The sequence below is a fragment of the Paenibacillus sp. FSL R7-0313 genome (assembly GCF_037969885.1).
Taxonomy (GTDB): Bacteria; Bacillota; Bacilli; order Paenibacillales; family Paenibacillaceae; genus Paenibacillus.
Genome location: NZ_CP150219.1, coordinates 3,865,258 through 3,881,550 on the forward strand (window position 1 = coordinate 3,865,258; position 16,293 = coordinate 3,881,550).

Genomic DNA, 16,293 nt, shown 5'->3' on the forward strand with positions numbered 1-16,293 from the left:
GAAAATAGAGAGACAGATATAGAAGATTTCTCTTTGGGAGGATTGGAAAGAACATGTGGGGTGCTCCTTTTACGGCTCAAGCCAAAAAAATGCTGCTACTAGGCAGTGGAGAATTGGGAAAAGAGGTCGTTATTGAGGCCCAACGACTGGGAGTAGAGACGATCGCTGTTGATCGTTACGAGAACGCACCTGCAATGCAGGTCGCGCACCGGTCTTACTGCATCGACATGCTGGATGCCGAAGCTTTGAAACAATTGATCCGTAAAGAAAAACCTCATTACATCGTACCTGAGATTGAAGCTATTGCAACAGAAGCTTTACTGGAGCTTGAGGAAGAGGGATTTTGTGTAGTACCTACTGCCCGAGCTGCACGTCTAACGATGGATCGCGAAGGCATCCGTCGGCTTGCAGCCGAACAACTGAAACTTCCGACAGCTGACTACCTTTTTGCGGACAACCTGGAACAACTTCAGGAAGCCGTACGTGAGCTTGGCACACCTTGTGTCATTAAACCATTAATGAGTTCTTCCGGCAAAGGGCAGAGTGTATGCCGAACACCGGGCGACGTGGAGGATTGCTGGAACATTGCTCTTTCGGGGGCTCGTGGCAAATCCGTTCGTGTTATCGTGGAGAGCTTTGTGCAATTTGACAGTGAGATTACATTACTTACCGTTAGGTCTGTATCAGGCACCGTATTCTGTCCTCCGATCGGCCACATTCAGAAGGATGGGGATTATGTCGAATCCTGGCAACCTCATGCAATGACTCCTGAACAATGGGAGCAGGCTTGTCATATTGCCAAATCCGTCACGGATGAACTTGGCGGTTATGGACTGTTTGGAGTGGAATTATTCCTGACTCTAGATGGTGTTGTGTTCAGCGAGGTATCTCCTCGTCCACATGACACAGGAATGGTTACAATGGTGACGCAAGACAGTTCCGAGTTTGCGCTGCATGTACGTGCAATTCTTGGTTTTCCGGTCACAGGTGTACATCTGTTGACACCGGGAGCTTCAGCAACGCTGAAGGCTAATGATGAAACATCTGACTTTACTGTAGGCGGGATAGAAGAAGCACTGGCTCTTCCTCGTACTCAGATTCGTGTATTTGGCAAACCTGAGACCAAAGTAGGACGCCGAATGGCTGTAGCCTTAAGTGCTGGCCAAGATGTGGAAGAAGCTCGTAAAACAGCGGTGCAAGCCGCTAATATGCTGAAAGTGGAGGTAAATCATGTCCAATAATGTTGAGGCCCCTGTACTGATGATCCGAGAGTGTGAGCTACGAGATGCTGAAGCGGTAACGGGACTGATGCGAGAGGTCAGCTATCCGACAACAACCAATGTCATGAAAGAACGTATTGAATGTTTGGAAACCAATCCAAACGCATGCATGCTTGTTGCCGAAGTGGATGAACAAATTATTGGTGTGATTGGCTTGCAATGTGTGCAAAGTCATGCCTATCCAGAACCTGCCGCACAGATTACTTCCCTGATTGTAGGTCAAGAACATCGTGGTGGTGGGATTGGCCGTCGTCTGATGGCTCGTGCCGAAGATTGGGGCAGACAGCAAGGTGGTAAACAACTGTTTGTCACGGGTGCAAACCGTGAAGTGACTTCAACAACGTACTCTTTTTATGAGCACATTGGTTTTCAGAAGAGAGGCTATCGGTTCAGTAAAGTTCTTCTATAGTATAAATAAAGTTTCTTCTATTGCATGGAAATTCTCATGATATCCTGATCTGCACATTCTGGTGTGGTGAATGATAAATAGATGGTGAAGCGACATTCGACTAGCATTTTTAGTTCGAATGTCTTTTTTTTTATGGCTAAAAAATGACAAAAAAGTTACTTTTCCATATTTTATAGGTTCACAATCTCCTGTTGAATTGATATACTGCTAGAGTATTAATTACAAAGTTGTAATAACTAATCTTAAGGAGATGAATGAATTTGAAAAAGAAATGGATGAAAACTGTCGTAACGGGTAGTCTGACAGCCGTACTGGCCGTAGGGGTAATGCTTCCTGCTTCCGCGTCTGCTGCAGATTCAACATATAAGACTGTCACAACGTACAAAATTACAAGTACAGACAGCTTGAAAGCTTATATTGAGAAATGGCTTAAACAAAATGGATACACCGTATCCGAGGGGCAAATTGTAGAGAAGCCTGCTACGCAGCCTGATCAAACGACGAAACCTGCTGAGCCGACAACAAAACCAACTCAACCAACAACAAAACCTGCTGAGCCTACAACTAAGCCTGATCAAACGACTAAGCCAGCACAACCAGCTCAAGAAGAAAAACCGGCAACTACACCGGCTAAAGATCCTTCAAACACGGGTAACACAGGTAGCAATACAAGTAATAATGGTAGCGAAAGCACACAATCCGACTTTGCTACTCAAGTTGTAAAACTTGTGAACGCTGAGCGTGCTAAAGCAGGTCTGAACGCTCTGTCTTCAGATGCACTTCTGGACAAAGTAGCTGTTGCTAAAGTAAAAGATATGAGTAACAATAACTATTTTGATCACCAGTCACCTACGTATGGTTCTCCGTTTGATATGATGAAACAATTCGGAGTAACTTACAGCTATGCAGGTGAGAACATTGCCAAAGGACAAAAAACACCACAGGAAGTTGTTACAGCTTGGATGAATAGTGAAGGTCACCGCGCTAATATCTTGAGCAAAAACTTTACGCATATCGGTGTAGGTTTCTACAACGGATACTGGGCACAAGAGTTTATCGGTAAGTAATCGGTTTATAATGAAGAAAATATGAATTTCTTTTCCACAAGGTTATGCCAGCACACAGTTCAAATCTGTGTATGGTATAACCTTTTTTCCGTAAAATGACATAAGGAAAATGAATTTTGCGAATATAGCGCCAAAATTTGCAAATTAACGACAGAACATTTATGTTATTTAGGAATAGCATCATTAAGGCGTGTCTGAAAACTCCGAAGGAAGCGGATTTTCAGACACGCCTTAATGTAAAGTCATTATAAATTATAAAGCACCCGGACTGGTGTACATGAGCGGAGATGTGATGATGAAAAAGAAAAAAAGCCTTGATTCAGCACCATGGATCTGGAGAACTGTCAGTACAGTTTCCATCTTGGCAACTTTGTTGTTGTTATTTGGATTTGGATACGCCATAAAAGACGTGATTTTCCCCGAGGGAGATTCCGCATTAACTACAGGCCAGGAGGCAACTGCTCCATCTAAGGATATCGAGGGGGAACCGGCTGTCGTGGAAGATGGCAAGATTCGGATGGCCGTCATCGGCGATTCCTTGGCAAGAGGCACGGGGGATGATGAAGGACTCGGTTTTGTGAGACGTGCAGGAAACCTGCTTAAAGATAAAGGATATGACGTTCAGGTTCTTAATAATCTGGGTGTAAACGGTTTGAGAACAGATGCTTTAATGACAAAACTTGATGAGCAAGGTGTGCGTTACGTCCTGCAGCAGTCCAATTTTATTTTGCTCTCGATTGGCGCAAATGATTTGTTTCAGGGAGGACAAGTTCTACAGGGGGAAGATCCGCCAACAGCAGAGCAGCTGGCAGCGGCTTTACCAGAAACGTCGAAGCGCCTTCAAGAGATATTGAAGAAAGTCAAAGAAATTAATCCTGATGCACAGATTGCGTACATAGGGTTGTACAATCCATTTGGCGATGTGAAGGAACTGGAGAAGCCGGGTAATGCAGTGGTTGCAGCATGGAACGATGCTGCACTGGCTATTTTGAACAATGAGGACAAGATGACACTGGTCCCTACATTCGATTTATTTGAAAATCATCTGGGGGAGTATCTCTCTTCAGATCATTTCCATCCCAACGGACAAGGTTATGAGCAAATTGCAGTTCGGATTGCACAGGAATTCCAGGCAGATACACCGGCAGAAGGGAGCGGAAATTAAATGGCAGAGCAGCAGTATGATTCCGTTTTGTCTGTACAGCATCTGAAGAAGCGGATCGGACGCAAGTGGATCATTAAGGACGTTACATTTGACGTAAAACCTGGTGAAATCTTTGGATTTCTCGGTCCCAACGGTGCCGGCAAAACAACAACGATACGGATGCTGGTGGATCTGATCAAACCAACAGAAGGGAAAATTAAAGTCTGTGGTTATGATGTGAATCGGGACCCTGAGCGTGCTTTGAAGTATGTAGGCTCCATTGTTGAAAATCCGGAGGTATATACATATCTGACAGGATGGGAGAACCTGGAGCATTTTGCCCGCATGCAACCAGGTGTGGACAATGAACGAATTCAGGAAGTTGTAGATATTGTGCGTCTGGATCAGCGGATTCACGATAAAGTCAGAACGTACTCATTGGGTATGCGTCAACGGCTCGGTATTGCACAAGCGCTGCTTGGGCGACCGCGTCTGCTTATTCTGGATGAACCGACAAATGGTCTTGATCCAAAAGGCATTAAGGAACTTCGTGTCTTTATTAAGCAACTTGCCAGCGAAGGTATGGCTGTATTTGTCAGCAGTCACTTGTTAAGTGAGATCCAGCTTCTCTGTGACAGAGTAGCCATTATCAGTGCTGGACGTGTGCTTGCTGTTGGAGGTGTAAGCGAACTGATTGAAGATCATTCGAAGTTGGCTATATGGCATGTTTCACCACTGGAGCAAGGCAAAAAAATGTTGCAGGATGCAGGCATTGCTCTGGTAGGTCGACCTGCGGATGTGATGGATGATACCATTGTTGCGGGCCTTGGTCCCAACGCCGTGGTTGCCGAGATGCATGAAGATCGAATTCCTGATCTGGTGCAGCAGATGGTTCAAGCAGGTATTCAGGTTGAAGGGGTACAGCGGATTCAGCCTACGCTCGAACAACTATTCTTAAAAATGACAGAAGGTGAATCCATTGAGTAATATCATGCCTCTGATCCGCAATGAAACGATTAAGATGGTGAAGAAAAAACGGCTTTATATTATATTTATTGTACTTGCGGTCCTCGTACCGATGTTTACGTATGCCCAGATGAAATCTGCGGAGAATAATCGTGACAAGTTTGGCGGCGATTGGCGTCTTGAACTTCAACAGGCCATCACAGACAATCAGAACTCGCTCGGCAGTGATCGGGTACCTGAAGAGTACAAAAAATATAGAACAGTATATATCCAGCAGATGCAGTATTATCTTGAAAATGACATCAATCCCAAAGAACCGGGTGGTGTTACCTTTACGCGGGAGTTCATGAACAACGCAGTTGGATTGTTTATTCCACTGTTAATCATGGCTATTGCTTCAGATCTTGTTTCTGGTGAACGTACGACAGGTACGATTAAAATGCTTTTAACGCGTCCTGTCAGACGCTGGAAAGTGCTTCTGAGTAAATTAATTACGCTGATTATGTTTGTTTCGATCATAGTGGTATCAGCCTACATTATATGTTATGTCATATCGGGTGCGGTCTTTGGTTATAAAGGCTTCAACCTGCCAATCTTCACAGGATTCAAAGTTGTGGGAACAGATGTCGATATGTCGGCAGTGCATGCTGTAGACCAGTGGCTGTATATGCTAATGCAGGCAGGACTGATCTGGTTTGTGAGTGTAATTGTGGCTATGCTTGCATTTATGGTATCCGTGCTTGTGCGCAGTACTGCTGCAAGTATCGTTATCATGATGGCCGCTTTGATTGCAGGAACAATCTTGACCAGTATGGCAGCGTCCTGGCAGACCGCGAAGTATTTGTTCATGGTTAACCTCGAACTTCCGAATTATTTGTCTGGCGGGTTACCTCCAATCGAGGGTATGAATTTAGGTTTTTCCCTTATTGTGCTTAGTGTTTGGGGCATTGCTTCACTCATTGTGTCATTCCTTGTCTTTACGAAACGGGATATCTTGAATTAAAATGGACAAGGATAAGAAAACATCTGTTTGCATTTTAGGCATTTTTTTAGTTGCAAGTTAAGAAGGGGGAGCATGAATGGTCGAGCAAATCGATATGTCGGCAGGTTCGACAGGCGGAGGACAGGGGTCTTCAGGCTACGACGCGGACGACATTCAAGTACTTGAAGGGTTGGTAGCGGTACGGAAACGGCCGGGGATGTACATCGGCAGCACCAGCACTTCGGGTCTACATCATTTGGTATGGGAAATTGTCGACAACGCTGTCGACGAACATCTCGCCAAATTCTGCTCCAAAATCGATATCACGCTGCATAAGGACGGTTCTATTACGGTTCAGGATAACGGAAGGGGAATTCCGACAGGTATACATAAAACAGGGATTCCTACTCCCCAGGTCGTGTTTACGATTTTGCACGCAGGCGGAAAGTTTGGTGGATCAGGATACAAAAAATCAGGCGGTTTGCACGGTGTAGGTGCGTCAGTTACAAACGCATTGTCCGAGTGGCTTGAAGTCGAGATTTTCCGTGATGGCAAGATTCATCGTCAGCGATTCGAGTATTGGAAGGACAAAAAAGGGATTGAACATGTCGGTGAACCGGTCTCCGGTCTCGAAGTGTTGGGCAATACCAATCGGACAGGTACAAAAGTTACATTTAAACCGGATATTCGGGTGTTCCAGAACGGCATTCAATTTAATTATGATACATTGGCAGAACGCCTTCAGGAGATTGCTTTTCTGAATTCAGGTCTGAGAATTGTGCTCAAGGACGAACGTTCCGGCAATCAGGATGAATACATGTATGAAGGCGGAGCAAGCCAATTTGTTGCTTTTCTTAACGAAAATAAAGATGTGCTGCATGATGTTATTCACTTCTATGCGGAGAAGGATGACATTGAAGTCGAAGTGGCAATCCAGTATAACGCGGGTTATACGGAAACACTGGCTTCGTTCGTGAACTCGATACCTACTCGGGGTGGCGGTACTCATGAGACCGGATTCAGGGCTGCGTATACCCGTGTAATGAATGATTACGCACGGCGTACCAGCATGATTAAGGAAAAAGACAAAAACCTCGAAGGTAATGACCTGCGTGAAGGTATGATGGCCGTCATCAGTGTCAAAATGTCAGAGGTTGAGTTCGTAGGTCAGACAAAGGATCAGCTCGGCAGCGCTTCCGCTCGAAGTGCAGTGGATTCGGTCGTGTCCGAGAATATTCAAAGGTTCCTGGAAGAAAACCCGCAGGTAGCGCAAACGTTAATTCGCAAAGCGGTTCAAGCCTCCAGAGCCAGAGAAGCAGCTCGCAAAGCACGTGATGATATGCGCACAGGCAAGAAACGCAGTGAAAGTTCCAACCTGAACGGCAAACTGACGCCGGCGCAATCAAAGGATTTTACCCGCAATGAGTTATTTATTGTCGAAGGGGATTCCGCAGGTGGTTCTGCCAAACAGGGACGCGACTCGAAGATTCAGGCTATTTTGCCCCTCAAGGGAAAACCGCTCAATCCGGAAAAATCAAAGCTGGCCGACATTCTCAAAAATGAAGAATATCGTGCGATTACAGCAGCGATCGGTGCGGGCATAGGAACCGAATTTGCAGTTGAAGACAGCAATTATTCCAAAATTATCATTATGACCGATGCGGATACGGACGGCGCACATATTCAGGTGCTGTTGTTGACCTTCTTTTATCGTTATATGAAGCCTTTAATTGATGCAGGCAAAGTATATATTGCTCAGCCGCCATTGTACAAACTTACTCGTAAGTCTGGTAAGCTCGCGACTGTTCGATATGCATGGACGGATGAAGAACTGGCGAATTATATGAAGGAATTTGGTAATAATGTTGAGCTTCAACGGTATAAAGGTCTTGGTGAGATGAATCCGGATCAACTGTGGGAGACAACAATGAATCCGGAAACTCGTGCGATGCTGAAGGTACAGATTGTTGATGCAGCAAAAGCAGAACGTCGTGTATCTACGCTCATGGGTGATAAGGTTGATCCGCGGAAACGCTGGATTGTAGAGAACGTCGACTTTACAGAGTACGAAGAATAGAAGGTGCTTGGAATGAGTCCATCAGAACAATTTATGCCGGCCTTTCTCGAAGAGGTCGTTGGGGACCGTTTCGGTCGCTACTCCAAATATATTATTCAGGATCGAGCCATTCCGGATGTCCGGGATGGGTTGAAGCCAGTACAACGGCGTATTCTGTACGCCATGTACGATTCAGGTAATACGCCTGACAAGACTTACCGCAAGTCTGCCAAAACCGTTGGGGACGTAATGGGTAATTATCATCCACATGGTGACTCCTCCATCTATGAGGGTATGGTGCGGATGGCTCAGCCTTGGAAAATGGGCCATATGCTCGTGGACGGTCATGGTAACTGGGGATCACAGGATGATGACCCGGCAGCGGCGATGCGGTATACGGAGGCCCGTTTGTCGCCCATCGCAATGGAGATGCTTCGCGATATCGAGAAACGGACGGTGCTGTTTAAGGATAATTTTGATAATACGGCCAAAGAACCGGTTGTATTGCCATCCCGTTATCCGAACTTGCTGGTTAATGGCGTCAGCGGTATTTCCTCGGGCTTTGCAACCGAGATTCCTACACATAATCTGCGTGAGGTCATTGATGCTTCCATCGCTGTGATGGAGAAACCATCGATTGAGCTGGACGAGATCATGATGTTTATGAAGGGTCCTGACTTTCCAACAGGCGGATTGATAATGGGCGGTGACGGCATTCTGGATGCCTATCGCACAGGTAAAGGACGGATCTATATCCGGTCCAAAACCGAGATTGAAAACATGCGCGGTGGCAAACAGCAAATCGTCATTACCGAAATCCCTTATCAGGTCGTGAAGTCTCGTCTGGTTACAGCGATGGAGAACATCCGACTTGAGAAGAAGGTTGAAGGTATTGCCGAAGTGCGTGATGAGAGTGGACGTGAAGGTCTGCGAATCGTGGTTGAGCTGAAAAAAGAAGCGGACGCACAAGGTATTTTGGCTTATTTGCTGAAGAAAACCGACCTGCAGGTCACCTATAATTTCAATATGGTGGCGATTGTGAATAAAGCACCTCACCAATTAGGATTGAAATCGATCCTCGAGGCTTACATTGCCCATCAGCGGGAAGTTGTAACATTCCGTACCCGGTTTGAGCTGGAGAAGGCGCAAGACCGTGCGCATGTGCTCGAGGGCTTGGTAAAAGCACTTAACATCCTTGATGAGGTCATTGCGGCCATCAAAGCGTCTAAGAACCGTCAAGATGCTCAAAATAACCTGATGTGGATGTTTGGATTCACGGAACGCCAAGCGGATTCCATCCTTACTTTGCAATTGTACCGTTTGACTAATCTGGAGATCAATTCTCTGGAGAAGGAACTCGGTGAACTGATGAAGAAGATTGCACAACTACAATCTATTCTGGATAGTGACCGCAAGCTCATCGGAGTCATCCGCAAAGAATTGATGGAGATTCGTGAGAAATACGGCATAGACCGTCGTTCCGCGATCCAGGGTGAAGTGGAAGAACTCAAGGTTAATCTCGAAGTGCTTGTCAATGCGGAAGATGTATTTGTTACGTTATCCAAAGAGGGATACGTGAAACGTACAGGCATGCAGTCCTTTACACGTTCAGGTGGTGAACGGAGCGGAAGTGGAGTAAAAGATGGCGATTATATCGCTCAGGTTCTGGAAGTAAATACGCTTGAGAACTTGCTTGTCTTTACGAGGAAAGGGCAGTACTTCCTGTTACCTGTTCACCAGGTACCTGAATTCAAGTGGAAAGATCCAGGCACAGCCATTGTGAATGTCATTCCCCTTGCGAAAGATGACCGTATTGCAAGTGTGCTTGCTGTGAAATCCTTTGAAGAGCCAAACCACAGTCTGGTTTTCGTTACGCGAAGAGGACAGGTGAAACGAACGGAACTGAAGGATTACGTTACCAAGCGTTCCGGTGCAGTTGCGGCTTGTAAAGTGGGCAAGGACGATGAAGTGTTATCTGTACATCTAAGTACAGGTGGTCAAGATATTATGTTGATTACAAAAGAAGCCATGGCGATTCGTTTCCGAGAGGATGAGGTTAATCCAATGGGACGTGTATCCGGTGGTGTTCGTGGTATTCAGTTAAGAGATACAGATGAAGTTGTATCTGCCCTATGGGTAGAAGGAGATGAAGGTGAAGTTGCCGTGTTGTCCGATTTGGGATATGGTAAACGTTCATTACTCCTGGATTATGCTATCCAGAGCCGTGGAGGCAAGGGGCTTGCCACATTCGAGTTCAAGGAAGGCAAACGTGTGAAACCGAATGGCAGCTGTATTGTTGGAGCGTTTTATTGCAAAGAGCAACGTAAGATCACTGTAATGACCAAGGAAGGCCAAGTGCATCCGATCTCTTCGGAAGGTGTTCCGATTACTGAGCGCAAACATATTGGCAAACTGATCGTTCCTGTGGATAAACAGGACGAGATCGTTGAACTTCTGAGGGACTTCAATGAGAATCAACCAGCATCATCTTCATAAAAACAAACAAACGAGACTTTTCGCAGAACAGCTAATCCTGTCATGCGAGGAGTCTTTTTTTGTTGTTCGAAGGCGGATTAGAAGAGGTCATTCATGCGAAGTTTAACAACCTTCGTCGATTACGGTCGATCGCTAGGAAATTGAAAAAAGGCAGCAGGAATGCGGCTTTGGAGCGCGAAAACTTAAGCAGGTGAAGTGATAACCGGTTGCAGAGAGGAGCGATGGAAGATGTATAATTCCGATTTTGCCAAGTGCTGGTCCAGGTTAACCAAAGATTATAAATTGCATATGGATCAAGAGCTGGCACCCTCATTAACGGAGGCTCAGCTGGCTGTTCTGGAGGTACTTGAAGATCATCAGAAGATGAAACCTTCGGATCTGATTCCTTATCTGGCGACTACGCCAGCTGCTGTAACCATGCTGCTTGATCGGATGGAGAAGAATGATCTGATTCGCAGGAATCGGGATAATCAGGATCGACGCATTGTGTGGGTATCTCTGTCAGAAAAAGGAAGAATGGAGACAGAGCGGGGAATCACCATCCGTAATGAATTCATGAACTCTGTTCTCAGTAACATTTCGATGCACAATCAACAATTGCTGGTATATCTCTTAGGCAAAATGACAACACCGAAGACCAAAGAGCCTGCCTTATCTACTTCGGTATGATACCATGCTGATTCTTCTGAATAACCATAGGAGTGCCTGCTCGTTTCATGCAGGAACCCTATGGTTATTTTATTTACAAATTACATATGATACACACTGTGTCCAGGTTAGTTGAGTAAAGACATGGATGTAACACAGTTAGTATGTCCTGATATTATTTTTGTGAATTCATATGTAAAGAGTTGACTATGTAAATATTTTTGTTATAATAAATAATTGTTCCCCTGATATTTCGTGTACGAAATATTATATTCCAAAAGTAAAAGGGTGAAACAATGACTGATACGTATGAAGTATTCTATATTATTAATTCGTTCCGCCAAGTGAATCAAATGCTTTTTCGAGCATTTTGGAATGAAAACAAGGAGATCGAGCTGACTTCGATCCAGTTTATGGTGTTATCCATCCTGAGGGAGCGTCCTTCCATTGGCATCAATGAAGTGGCTGAGCTATGCCATATGGGCAGCAGTTCCATGAGCGCTGTTGTGGAGCGACTGGTCAAAGGCGAGTATATCGTTCGCACACGTTCGGATGCTGACCGCCGATCCGTTAAGCTTCAGATTACGGACAAAGGGGAACAGGCCCAACAGGAAACGCACCATTTGTGGATGGAAAGAGTGTCACCCATTCTGGATATATCGAAGGAAGACCTTGAGCACCTACTTAGAATTCATAGTCAAATGATTGAAAAGTTAGAAGGAAGAGAGATGAACAACATATGAGTACGACTACTGCTGCAGCTCCATCCTCAGCGATGGACAACATCAAGAAAGGCCCGATTGTAGCGGCATTGTTAATTGGTGCCTTTGTGGCATTCCTGAACCAAACCCTGATGAACGTAGCGCTTCCTAAAATCATGGAAGACCTCGCGATCAATGCAAACAAAGCCCAATGGTTAACTACGGGTTATATGCTCGTCAACGGTGTACTGATTCCGGTTACGGCATATCTGATTGCCAAATTCTCAACGCGTCAAATTTTTATTACAGCCATGACTCTATTTACCATAGGTACATTAGTCTGTGGTCTTAGTCCAACCTTCACCATTCTGATGGTAGGTCGTGTCATTCAAGCGGCAGGTGCAGGTATCCTGATGCCTCTCATGACCGTTGTATTCCTGACCATCTTCCCGATTGAGAAACGTGGTCAGGCCATGGGAACCATGGGGATCGCGATGATTCTGGCTCCTGCGATTGGGCCTACACTTTCAGGTTATGTGGTTGAGCATTATTCCTGGAGATTGTTGTTCTACATCATCTTGCCATTTTCTATTATTGCAACAGCAATTGGTATTGCTTTTGTCAAAAACGTAACACGTCAGTCCAGACCTAAACTGGATTATCCAGGCGTTATTTTATCTACACTTGGTTTTGGTAGTTTGCTCTACGGATTTAGTGATGCGGGTACCGATGGATGGGGCAGTGCAATTGTCATTGGATGTCTCGTCGTAGGTGCGATATCCCTGATTCTGTTCGTTATTCGTCAACTGACAACAGATCATCCGCTCCTTGAGTTCCGTATTTTCAAATACAACATGTATACATTAACAACGATTATCAATATGCTCGTGACAATGGCGATGTTTGCAGGTATGATCCTGCTCCCTATTTTCTTGCAAAACATTCGTGGATTCTCACCAATTGAATCAGGACTTCTGATGATGCCTGGTGCGATATTAATGGGGATTATGTCTCCAATTACAGGTCGCATATTTGATAAAGTGGGCGCACGCTGGCTTTCGGTTGCAGGTCTTGCCATTACGGCAATTACTACTTGGGGACTTAGTCGCCTGGCAATCGATACTACGTACGGCTACATGATGTTTATATATACGGCTCGTATGTTCGGTATGTCGATGCTGATGATGCCGATCCAAACAGCAGGTCTGAATCAACTGCCTCAGCGTCTGAACGCGCATGGTACCGCGATGTCCAACACATTGCGTACAGTTGCCGGTGCGATCGGTACAGCGATTCTCGTTACCATCATGAGTAGCAAGCTCAAAACACATCTGGCGGATGCAGTGGCTGCTGGCCAAGTTGATCCTAATAATAAGACAGCGATGTTAGCTGCTACAGCAGATGCAACGATTTACGGTGTAAACTATGCATTTATCGTTGCAACGGGAATGACCGTGGTTGCTTTGATCATGGCGTTCTTTATTCGGAAAACAAAACCAGCTGTTGAACCTGTTACTGTAGAACAGGAAAAAGCGACGGCTACAGCATAACGAATATCAGATAAAAACCAAAAAGAGAACTCTAGCAGTTGAAATGGGGTAACCCTAACTGCCTGAGTTCTCTTTTTTTTGGTGTGCGCAATATGAGGAGAGTAATCTTATTATTTGGGCTGGATCGTTGGATCGAGAAGAAATACAGGATCCGGCTCATGACCGAACTGTTTGAGGTTAATGGTTCCGTTCAGTTGAAACTCCACACCTTCGCTAATCAGTTCTGTTTCCTGCATCATGCGCGAGTGTTCGTCCGGTATGGAGATTTCGCCTTTTGCGTTGACGACACGGTGCCAGGGCAGACGTTCCTTGCGGCTCATCGAGTGCAGAATACGTACGACTTGTCTCGCGGCTCTTGGACTTCCGGCATGGGCTGCAATCTGACCGTACGTCATCACTTTACCTTCGGGAATCGCCGCGATGATCGCAACGACTTGTTTGGTAAACGGGGTCATCATGATGTCTCCTTTCTGTCTTAGGTATATAGCTGAAAATATGAAAAAACGTGTCGTTCAGATACAGAATCTGAACGACACGTGATATGGACAGATCTAACCTGATCCTGTGCATTTATAGAGGTTGTTCGATAAAAATGCTTGTGATCCCATCTTCTCGTTACTGAAAACCAGTCTTTTTGAACACGTATTTATAGAGGTTGTCCAAAAGCTTTTTGGTACACAGCAGCTGGCCATTCTGCCCAGGGGAATTCTCTTGCAGGCAAAGATTGCAGAATAACTTCTTCCTTGGTAACTGGATGAGGAAAAGCTGCAATCGCAGACCAGAGAGCGATCTGTTGCCCGGGTTTATTCACGCTTGCACCGTACTTCTGATCCCCGTACAGAGGGCAGCCAATTTCTTTCATTTGCACCCGAATCTGATGAGATCTGCCGGTGTGCAGTTCGATATGAACGAGGCTATATCGGTCTGTCTCCCCAATGACCTGATAATCCAGAACGGCATCCTTACCGCCAGCCGTGCCTTTAGGCACAACAGTAACGGTATTTGTGCGTGCATCTTTCAGCAGCGTGTGTTTTAACGTCCCCTGCTGTGCAGGCAACTTGCCGTGTACAACAGCCGCATATATTTTACGGAAATGGCGTCCCCGCACAGTCTCGGACAATCTCGAAGCTGCTTTGGAAGTCTTGGCAAAAATCATTGCCCCTCCAACAGGACGATCAAGTCGGTGTACTAACCCGAGATAAACATTGCCAGGTTTGTTGTATCGTTCTTTCAGATCCTGCTTCAGCAATGTAAGCAAATCCGGATCACCTGATGCATCTTCCTGGGTAGGTACATTGACCGGCTTCGTAATACCTAACAGATGGTTGTCTTCGAACAGAATCGGAATTGCATCGTGATCATGCCGATGTTCTGACATGATTAAGACTCCCAACGGCCCAGAATACCACAAGGCAGATCCAGACCACTGCGTGTGATTGGCAGACCAATTTCACCTGCAGTAATGTCACCACCGTACTGAGCAGACATGGTCATGGTCAACATGTTGCGCAGAACCGTAGAGGAAATGCCTGTAGTGTAGGAGTTAACCAGCATGAATAATGGATTATCCGACAAGATCGTCATACATGACTTCAAGAAAGGATATAGGTTCTCTTCCAGTTTCCATGTCTCTCCATTAGGGCCACGGCCATAAGAAGGAGGGTCCATAATAATGGCGTCGTAACGATTTCCGCGACGTTGTTCCCGTTGTACGAATTTGAAAACATCATCTGTAATAAAACGAACAGGGCGATCAGCCAGTCCGGATAATTGAACATTTTCCTTGGCCCATTGAACCATGCCTTTAGCAGCATCCACATGCACAACAGAAGCGCCTGCGTAAGCTGCGGCTACCGTTGCTCCGCCTGTATAGGCAAACAGGTTCAAGACAGAAATAGGGCGTCCTGCATTAGAGATTTTATCCATCATCCAGCTCCAGTTGGCAGCTTGTTCAGGGAACAGGCCAGTGTGCTTAAAGCTGGTAGGTTTAATATGGAACTTCAGGTTTTCGTAACCGATCGTCCAGCGCTCGGGAATGGGCTTTTTCATATCCCAGTTACCGCCACCGGAAGAGCTGCGATGATAGTGACCATGCACCTGACGCCATTCATTGGTTTCTTGCTCAAGGGGCCAGATAATCTGTGGATCGGGTCTGCGTAAAATCACATCTCCCCAACGCTCCAGTTTCTCGCCGCCTCCTGTATCGATTACTTCATAGTCCTTCCAATTCTTAGCTACGTACATAATGATTTATCCATCCTTCAAAAGTCATTTGGATACTATTGTACAACAAAAAAGGGCTTGTACGCCAGTTGGGGGACGGGATCATTGAAGGAAGCTATTACATCTGACCTTAAAGGATGAAGTATTTTAGCTGTGTTGAAATCCGAGGTGCGCCATATACTGAAAAACAAAGATAACCAAAAATTTAATTTGACAATGATAATCATTATCACATATGATTTTGTTAATCCAAAATTCATTCTTTCTTCATAGAGAGAATATAACATGATCAAATTAAAGTGAGGGAAAAATAGATGGCTAAAATGTTAGTGGCTTATGCGAGCATGACAGGAAATACAGAAGAAATTGCAGAACTGATCGTGGAAGGAATTACACAGGGAGGCCACGAGGCTGACCTGAAATCCGTAACGGATTGTAATGCATCTGATGTATTGGACTATGACGGATTCATGATCGGTGTGTACACCTGGGGAGACGGGGAGTTGCCAGATGAATTCCTTGATTTCTATGAGGAGCTGGATGAACTAGACTTGAGCGGTAAGAGAGCTGCGGTGTTTGGAAGTGGTGACACCTCGTATGAGCAGTTCTGCGGTGCAGTTGATCTCGCGGCTGCCAAGCTGCAAGAGCGTGGGGCGGAGGTATCTCCAGAGATGTTGAAAATTGAATACAGTCCGCTTGAGCAGGAGAAAGAAACATGCCGTGACTTTGGCAAACGCTTCGCTGCTGCCGGATTACAGGTATCCTAAAGAT

At 45.5% G+C, this 16,293-nt stretch carries 15 protein-coding genes; 12 read left to right on the forward strand and 3 right to left on the reverse strand.

The window, feature by feature from the left end; genetic code table 11:
- Positions 1-53 precede the first annotated feature (53 nt).
- The 11 genes from purT (at position 54) to NSQ38_RS17105 (ending at position 13,299) form a co-directional block, all read left to right on the forward strand.
- Positions 54-1,241 carry a formate-dependent phosphoribosylglycinamide formyltransferase gene (purT, locus tag NSQ38_RS17055; protein ID WP_339783047.1) on the forward strand — a complete coding sequence of 396 codons (1,188 nt, stop codon included), beginning with the start codon at positions 54-56 and terminating at the stop codon, positions 1,239-1,241.
- The gene (locus NSQ38_RS17060) at positions 1,231-1,689 is read left to right on the forward strand and encodes a GNAT family N-acetyltransferase (RefSeq protein WP_017687788.1); all 459 of its coding nucleotides are present in this window, start codon (positions 1,231-1,233) and stop codon (positions 1,687-1,689) included. Before purT ends, NSQ38_RS17060 begins: the two co-directional genes overlap by 11 nt.
- Positions 1,690-1,949: 260 nt before the next feature.
- Positions 1,950-2,756, forward strand: a complete 807-nt coding sequence (locus NSQ38_RS17065) for a CAP domain-containing protein (RefSeq protein ID WP_338587517.1) — start codon at positions 1,950-1,952, stop codon at positions 2,754-2,756.
- A gap of 292 nt (positions 2,757-3,048) precedes the next feature.
- On the forward strand, positions 3,049-3,921 hold the full coding sequence (locus tag NSQ38_RS17070; RefSeq protein WP_338587516.1) for a GDSL-type esterase/lipase family protein: 873 nt from the start codon (positions 3,049-3,051) through the stop codon (positions 3,919-3,921).
- Positions 3,922-4,887 carry an ABC transporter ATP-binding protein gene (locus NSQ38_RS17075; protein WP_339783049.1) on the forward strand — a complete coding sequence of 322 codons (966 nt, stop codon included), beginning with the start codon at positions 3,922-3,924 and terminating at the stop codon, positions 4,885-4,887. It abuts the gene before it with no gap.
- Entirely contained in the window at positions 4,880-5,869 is a 990-nt protein-coding gene (locus NSQ38_RS17080; protein ID WP_339783051.1) for an ABC transporter permease, read from the forward strand. The genes NSQ38_RS17075 and NSQ38_RS17080 overlap by 8 nt, the downstream gene beginning before the upstream one ends.
- Before the next feature lie 76 nt (positions 5,870-5,945).
- Positions 5,946-7,925, forward strand: coding sequence for a DNA topoisomerase IV subunit B (gene parE / locus NSQ38_RS17085; RefSeq protein WP_339783052.1), 1,980 nt, complete (start codon positions 5,946-5,948; stop codon positions 7,923-7,925).
- Positions 7,926-7,937: 12 nt separating this feature from the next.
- The gene (gene gyrA, locus NSQ38_RS17090; RefSeq protein ID WP_339783054.1) at positions 7,938-10,400 is read left to right on the forward strand and encodes a DNA gyrase subunit A; all 2,463 of its coding nucleotides are present in this window, start codon (positions 7,938-7,940) and stop codon (positions 10,398-10,400) included.
- A 228-nt stretch (positions 10,401-10,628) separates the two neighbouring features.
- A complete protein-coding gene (locus tag NSQ38_RS17095) occupies positions 10,629-11,069 on the forward strand; it encodes a MarR family winged helix-turn-helix transcriptional regulator (RefSeq protein ID WP_124116267.1) in 441 nt (146 codons plus the stop codon).
- Positions 11,070-11,344: 275 nt separating this feature from the next.
- Complete coding sequence (locus NSQ38_RS17100; RefSeq protein WP_036613308.1) at positions 11,345-11,791, forward strand: MarR family transcriptional regulator; 447 nt, start codon at positions 11,345-11,347, stop codon at positions 11,789-11,791.
- Complete coding sequence (locus tag NSQ38_RS17105) at positions 11,788-13,299, forward strand: DHA2 family efflux MFS transporter permease subunit (RefSeq protein WP_091029016.1); 1,512 nt, start codon at positions 11,788-11,790, stop codon at positions 13,297-13,299. The genes NSQ38_RS17100 and NSQ38_RS17105 overlap by 4 nt, the downstream gene beginning before the upstream one ends.
- A 110-nt stretch (positions 13,300-13,409) precedes the next feature.
- Here NSQ38_RS17105 and NSQ38_RS17110 read toward each other — a convergent pair whose 3' ends face one another.
- The 3 genes from NSQ38_RS17110 to NSQ38_RS17120 form a co-directional block, all read right to left on the reverse strand.
- A complete protein-coding gene (locus NSQ38_RS17110; RefSeq protein WP_339790578.1) occupies positions 13,410-13,754 on the reverse strand; it encodes an MGMT family protein in 345 nt (114 codons plus the stop codon).
- Positions 13,755-13,945: 191 nt separating this feature from the next.
- Positions 13,946-14,677 (reverse strand): RNA pseudouridine synthase, encoded by a 732-nt coding sequence (locus NSQ38_RS17115; protein ID WP_339783055.1) that lies wholly within the window; start codon positions 14,675-14,677, stop codon positions 13,946-13,948.
- Positions 14,678-14,679: 2 nt separating this feature from the next.
- The gene (locus NSQ38_RS17120) at positions 14,680-15,543 is read right to left on the reverse strand and encodes a class I SAM-dependent methyltransferase (RefSeq protein WP_017687801.1); all 864 of its coding nucleotides are present in this window, start codon (positions 15,541-15,543) and stop codon (positions 14,680-14,682) included.
- A gap of 293 nt (positions 15,544-15,836) precedes the next feature.
- Here NSQ38_RS17120 and NSQ38_RS17125 point away from each other — a divergent pair, with 293 nt between their 5' ends.
- Positions 15,837-16,289, forward strand: a complete 453-nt coding sequence (locus NSQ38_RS17125) for a flavodoxin (protein ID WP_339783056.1) — start codon at positions 15,837-15,839, stop codon at positions 16,287-16,289.
- The last annotated feature ends 4 nt before the right edge of the window (positions 16,290-16,293 follow it).

Coding starts and splice junctions, on each gene's coding strand:
- NSQ38_RS17070 (WP_338587516.1), top strand. CDS start 3,049: ATGATGAAAAAGAAAAAAAGCCTTGATTCAGCACCATGGATCTGGAGA.
- NSQ38_RS17125 (WP_339783056.1), top strand. CDS start 15,837: ATGGCTAAAATGTTAGTGGCTTATGCGAGCATGACAGGAAATACAGAA.
- NSQ38_RS17100 (WP_036613308.1), top strand. CDS start 11,345: ATGACTGATACGTATGAAGTATTCTATATTATTAATTCGTTCCGCCAA.
- NSQ38_RS17110 (WP_339790578.1), bottom strand. CDS start 13,754: ATGACCCCGTTTACCAAACAAGTCGTTGCGATCATCGCGGCGATTCCC.
- purT (WP_339783047.1), top strand. CDS start 54: ATGTGGGGTGCTCCTTTTACGGCTCAAGCCAAAAAAATGCTGCTACTA.
- NSQ38_RS17120 (WP_017687801.1), bottom strand. CDS start 15,543: ATGTACGTAGCTAAGAATTGGAAGGACTATGAAGTAATCGATACAGGA.
- NSQ38_RS17095 (WP_124116267.1), top strand. CDS start 10,629: ATGTATAATTCCGATTTTGCCAAGTGCTGGTCCAGGTTAACCAAAGAT.
- NSQ38_RS17075 (WP_339783049.1), top strand. CDS start 3,922: ATGGCAGAGCAGCAGTATGATTCCGTTTTGTCTGTACAGCATCTGAAG.
- NSQ38_RS17060 (WP_017687788.1), top strand. CDS start 1,231: ATGTCCAATAATGTTGAGGCCCCTGTACTGATGATCCGAGAGTGTGAG.
- NSQ38_RS17105 (WP_091029016.1), top strand. CDS start 11,788: ATGAGTACGACTACTGCTGCAGCTCCATCCTCAGCGATGGACAACATC.
- gyrA (WP_339783054.1), top strand. CDS start 7,938: ATGAGTCCATCAGAACAATTTATGCCGGCCTTTCTCGAAGAGGTCGTT.
- NSQ38_RS17115 (WP_339783055.1), bottom strand. CDS start 14,677: ATGTCAGAACATCGGCATGATCACGATGCAATTCCGATTCTGTTCGAA.
- parE (WP_339783052.1), top strand. CDS start 5,946: ATGGTCGAGCAAATCGATATGTCGGCAGGTTCGACAGGCGGAGGACAG.